This is a genomic window from Pacificibacter marinus, assembly GCF_018860665.1.
Lineage (GTDB): Bacteria > Pseudomonadota > Alphaproteobacteria > Rhodobacterales > Rhodobacteraceae > Celeribacter > Celeribacter marinus_A.
Genome location: NZ_JAHKPK010000036.1, coordinates 1 through 4,588, shown reverse-complemented (window position 1 = coordinate 4,588; position 4,588 = coordinate 1). Strand labels below are relative to the sequence as shown.

Here is a 4,588-nt window from a genome sequence, read left to right as displayed (position 1 = left end):
ACGGAGAAAGTGTTGCTGTTAGCACGGAGAAAGTGTTGCTGTTACCGGAGAAAGTGTTGCTGTTTAAAGGGGTTTTACGGAGAAAGTGTTGCTGTTACCGGAGAAAGTGTTGCTGTTTAGCCCGAAAAACCTTTTAAGTACATAATGTTACAAGCCCCTAAAAAGATCTAAAAACTCTTTAAAAACCTATAAAAACTTTATTATTAAAAAGAAAGTGATCCATTGTGAATAACTCGATATTGGTGCTTGTCTGATGGAAAAGCTATTGATGCAAAGAAACGCATCAATAGCTTTACCACAGCCAGCACGAAAGCTCTTTGCTCGCTTCGAGTAACGCTCCGCTATCAATAAATTTTTTTATTTTTTTTATTTTTTATCGTCTCACGTAGATTCTGAAATAGCTCTCTAAATCCTTAAATTTCACGCCAAAGAATAGTATTTGTAACTCGCTGTATTAATTAACATAAACAGGTAATAAAACTGTTCTTTTCTACATTTACAGCTTGACTAATTAGGGCAAATTGCCCTAATATATATCTCGAAGGCCGGACATATCGTCAAGGTCAAAACCGGAGAATTTCCGATGAATTCAATTAATGAAATCACCCTTATTGTTGCTTCTAAGGTCGCTCTTTCAGACCGTCTAAGTTTCTACCCTACTTTCTTTGGATCTCGTTTCATGATGCGAGGCGAAGCCTATGTAATGGGCTACATGACTAAGTTTTCAGAGGATTATGACGGTGGATATTGGGACTTCTATTCCCTTTCAAATGGTGGCTATTACATGGCGCCGAATATGGATACATCGCTTTTTCTTGAAATTTCTAGCAACTGGTTTTCGGGTGAAATGTCAGCTGATGCAGCTGGTATCATTGCAACCTTGTTCGCTCTTGGTCAATTGGCAGGAGAATCTGAGGGGACTGCGCTAGGTGATAGGTTTATAACGCTCTACCACCTACTGAGAGACTTTGCTAAAGAGCATAAAGAGTCATCTCTCATTCTACGCGCTATCGACTAATAAAGTATGCCCTGGTAATTGCCAGGGCAATTTTGCAGGTTCTAATTATGATGTATGAAATGAACGAACGTGAAGAAAATGCAGCTAAACTAGCCGCATCTATGCCAACTGACCGTGATGATTTGCTAAATCTAGCTGTCAAATTTGTAGATGAAATTCATGGTTCTGTTTTGGCGTCCAATATAGATTTGGCTAAGCAAGCGAACGATAAGTACCAAGCGATTATTTGGAAGCTCAACGGCGGGCGCTTTTTTGGTAGTGCTAATGGTGATAATTCGCCAGCAAACATTGTTGATAATTTTTGTAGTGCTAAATCTGGCGATATTCCTAAATGGGGGCAGTCAGGTAAATTTGTTGTGGTTGTGGATGCGATTAGAGTTCTTGTAGAGTTTAGTAGTTTGGGAAGTTGGGGAAATACGCATTTTGAATTCAGACCTGTAGATTTGGATTCATGGTTTATTTCAGCAACCGGTTATCGTTCGCATATTGGTGAACTGTGCTACGGATTGACAGTCGATGAAGCGGCCAAAGCTATCCTATCTGACTACCTAAAAGATAAACGCCACGACATAAAACCAGAGTATAGAGACGTTCTGGCTAAAGCGTCATTTCCTAGTTTTGTTGATACGCTCACCCCACCTCCTAGACGTTCTCCGGCAAATGTTAACGTTCCGAAAGGGTTTGTTTTGGTTGATGTGGTACTGCCTTCACAAAAGGCATACATCGCGAAAAAATGGGCTAAAGAGGCTCAACAAAAGCTAGATAAAATAGAGAGTGAATGTAATCTACCGGAAGCGACTCCAGTCGTTTCCAAACCTCAACGAGAGGTTGAAAAACACAAAAAAGTAACGCCAGAAAGTAGGCAGTTCATTCCTGGACAGCGTTGCCAGGTTATAAGTGTTCATCATCCTGTTTTTGAAAGTGACGTTGGTAAGTTTGTAATTATAACTTCGGTAAGTTCTTCTTCTTCTCAGGTTTGGGCGCATGATGACAAGCCAGAAACATATCGGATCAACAGAAAGGGGAGCCGAGTTCTTGAAAATGATCCCAAGGCAGTGCAGTCGATTTATGCTTTTAATCAATTGCGTTTAGTATCTGATACGGAGTAAACAGTTAATGAATAATGTAAATATTAGACTAGAGTGTCTTCGACCTGCTGAACAATGGTCACGACCAACAGGTGAAGAAATTAGAGAGGTTTTGCGTTTAGCTGGGCTTACTGGTAGCCAAGCGGCGAAAAAATTAGGGTTGGGGCCTAGTGGCTCGCGAACGGTTCGACGTTGGACCGGAGAAGAGTCAAATATTCCATATTCAGCTTGGGGGCAACTTTGCTACTTGGCTGGACTGGGAGTTATTTGGAAAGAATCGTAATTAGCAGAATCACATTTTAGCGGCTAAAATTTATTTCGATTTACCGAAAAATTTAACTTGACTTGTTAGGGCAATATGTCCTATCGTGCAGGTTAAGGCCGGATAAATCATCAAGGTCATAAACCGAGATATGTCGATGACTATAAATAGAATTGCGTTGGGTTGAGATTAAATAGATAACGCCTCGGTGATAACCGAGGCGCTTGGTCCGGCGCTGTCACACCAAACCTGTTGCTCGTTAGGGTGTGGTCCCGAATAGTGAGCAATAGATAATTGGAGCACGGATAGCGTGGAGGGTCAAGAAAATGTCAAACGTAGTGAAGTTTCCCAAAGTTGGGCCTACGGGTTCCAATTCCCCACCTGAACATGAACAACAAGTTAATAAAGTATCAGATACTAAGCCGCAGAAACCCGCTAAGAAAGGGCGATTCTTTGCGGCCATTGTACGTTGGATCTGGATTACAACTGTTTTGATTTGGCCCGTTCTTAAATGGATTGTGTCCATTAATGTGTTTTTCCAGGCTATTCGAGCCTTTTATTATTGGGATAATCCAGAAGTTCACGCTGGATGGACGTTCTTCGCGCATTTTCTCGCGCTAACACTACTTACTTACTTTGTCTCGATATATAGGCCAAAAGATACGTAATTTTAGCCGCTAAAGTATTGACCCTATAATAAAGTTTAGCTATACTTTTTTTGAGTTAGGCGGCTGTCACCGTCAAATTTTTACAATTAGGGTGTGGGGTTTATATGGGTGCAATCCATGAAGAAAAGGCTAACAGAGTCTCAATTTCAGGCTGCAATCAAGAGTTTGGAAGTGGGACCTCAAACACTACAGATAGCGCACGGGGTCTTAGTAGAGGGAAAACCTCAAACCGAATTTGTGACGTTGTTGGGAGTGACGAAGGGGGCGGTATCACAAGCCGTCAAGAGGGTATGGGAAGCTCACACGGCACAAGCGCCGGAAGGATACGAGCGAATAACGGCAATACTGCCGGAACATCAAGCGTTCATCGTCAAGAAGTGGGCCGAGGACGCAAAAAAGAAAAGGGGAAACAAGGGATGAAATCAGCGGTCGTAGCGAACCAAAAAGGCGGGGTTGGTAAATCTGCAACCGTCGTGCATCTTGCTTTTGATTTTCAAGAGCGAGGAAAGAAGGTCGCTGTGATCGACCTTGATACTCAGGGTAATGTTTCTTACACATTGGATCAATTCTGTGTTGAAGGAGTTACCGCAAGTAGCTTTGTTAGTGGTGGTTCCATCAATATCACCAACGCAAATGAATCGGGGATTCATTTGTTTAAAGCTGACTCCGCTTTGGCAAACATGGAAAAAATGTCACTGGCCGATGCAGGTCAGAACCTTAAAAAAGGTTTGGCATCCTTGGAATCTCAAGGTTTTGATATTTGTTTGATTGATACAGCTCCCTCTCTTGGGGTATCACTGGCCGCGGCACTCTTTGCAAGTGACTATGTAATATCTCCTATTGAGCCAGAAGTTTATTCTATTCAGGGTATTAAGAAAATGAACGCTGTTATTTCTAACATGCGTAAAGTAAACCCTACCCTTTCATTTTTGGGAATGTTTCCGAGCAAGGTTGATAATCGTAAGCCTCGCCACCGCCGTAACCTGGAAGCTCTCCAGAACGCTTTCCCTCAACTAATGATCCCGCACACGGTTGGAGAACGCGACAGCATTGCCGAGGCATGTGCAATTGGTACTCCTGTATGGGGGATAAAAAAATCAGCTGCTAGAGTCGCAGCAAAAGAAGTTAGAGCCTTGGCTGAATACGTGTTTAATAAGATGGAGATTACAGCATGACCGCAAATAACAATGATATGACAGGATTGGGCCTTGAAGATATTGGCGACCTATCTGGTTTGCTAAACGAGCCTGAATCTAATAATGGCGGTTCTGGTCCTTTGATGCTGTCTTTGGATTTGATTGATGAAGATCCAAATCAACCACGGAAAGATGATAGCCCTGGCTTTAGTAAGGATAGTCTAGGGGAGCTGGCTGCTACGATTCGTCACCGTGGCGTTAAAACTACAATTGAAGGCTCATTGGAAGATCTGTAGGCAGGCAACTACTGCCTATGTGTGCTCGGTGAACGGGTTCGCCGTCGGGTGGACCCGGCGCTGCTGGCTTACGTCAGCAACATCGTCATGCAGCTATGTGCCCTCGAGACGGATGTCGGC

Annotated in this window: 6 protein-coding genes; all 6 read left to right on the top strand. The window is 42.9% G+C overall.

All coding sequences use genetic code 11. The features are described 5' to 3' along the window. Nucleotides 1-583 precede the first annotated feature (583 nt). The 6 genes from KO497_RS10915 (at nucleotide 584) to KO497_RS10885 (ending at nucleotide 4,468) form a co-directional block, all read left to right on the top strand. Nucleotides 584-1,018, top strand: a complete 435-nt coding sequence (locus KO497_RS10915; RefSeq protein ID WP_012774840.1) for an antirestriction protein — start codon at nucleotides 584-586, stop codon at nucleotides 1,016-1,018. A gap of 59 nt (nucleotides 1,019-1,077) precedes the next feature. Then, nucleotides 1,078-2,127 carry a klcB gene (locus KO497_RS10910; RefSeq protein WP_086959621.1) on the top strand — a complete coding sequence of 350 codons (1,050 nt, stop codon included), beginning with the start codon at nucleotides 1,078-1,080 and terminating at the stop codon, nucleotides 2,125-2,127. Nucleotides 2,128-2,694: 567 nt separating this feature from the next. Continuing rightward, nucleotides 2,695-3,036 carry a KleE stable inheritance protein gene (gene kleE, locus KO497_RS10900; protein ID WP_012774837.1) on the top strand — a complete coding sequence of 114 codons (342 nt, stop codon included), beginning with the start codon at nucleotides 2,695-2,697 and terminating at the stop codon, nucleotides 3,034-3,036. Nucleotides 3,037-3,153: 117 nt separating this feature from the next. Continuing rightward, a complete protein-coding gene (locus tag KO497_RS10895) occupies nucleotides 3,154-3,456 on the top strand; it encodes a transcriptional regulator KorA (protein WP_086959610.1) in 303 nt (100 codons plus the stop codon). Continuing rightward, nucleotides 3,453-4,211 (top strand): ParA family protein, encoded by a 759-nt coding sequence (locus KO497_RS10890; RefSeq protein WP_086959612.1) that lies wholly within the window; start codon nucleotides 3,453-3,455, stop codon nucleotides 4,209-4,211. The genes KO497_RS10895 and KO497_RS10890 overlap by 4 nt, the downstream gene beginning before the upstream one ends. Beyond that, the gene (locus KO497_RS10885; RefSeq protein WP_215944003.1) at nucleotides 4,208-4,468 is read left to right on the top strand and encodes a hypothetical protein; all 261 of its coding nucleotides are present in this window, start codon (nucleotides 4,208-4,210) and stop codon (nucleotides 4,466-4,468) included. The genes KO497_RS10890 and KO497_RS10885 overlap by 4 nt, the downstream gene beginning before the upstream one ends. Nucleotides 4,469-4,588 lie beyond the last annotated feature (120 nt).

Excerpts from the sequence above, each read along its gene's own strand:
- KO497_RS10915 (WP_012774840.1), top strand. The coding sequence starts at position 584 with ATGAATTCAATTAATGAAATCACCCTTATTGTTGCTTCTAAGGTCGCT.
- KO497_RS10910 (WP_086959621.1), top strand. The coding sequence starts at position 1,078 with ATGAACGAACGTGAAGAAAATGCAGCTAAACTAGCCGCATCTATGCCA.
- kleE (WP_012774837.1), top strand. The coding sequence starts at position 2,695 with ATGTCAAACGTAGTGAAGTTTCCCAAAGTTGGGCCTACGGGTTCCAAT.
- KO497_RS10895 (WP_086959610.1), top strand. The coding sequence starts at position 3,154 with ATGAAGAAAAGGCTAACAGAGTCTCAATTTCAGGCTGCAATCAAGAGT.
- KO497_RS10890 (WP_086959612.1), top strand. The coding sequence starts at position 3,453 with ATGAAATCAGCGGTCGTAGCGAACCAAAAAGGCGGGGTTGGTAAATCT.
- KO497_RS10885 (WP_215944003.1), top strand. The coding sequence starts at position 4,208 with ATGACCGCAAATAACAATGATATGACAGGATTGGGCCTTGAAGATATT.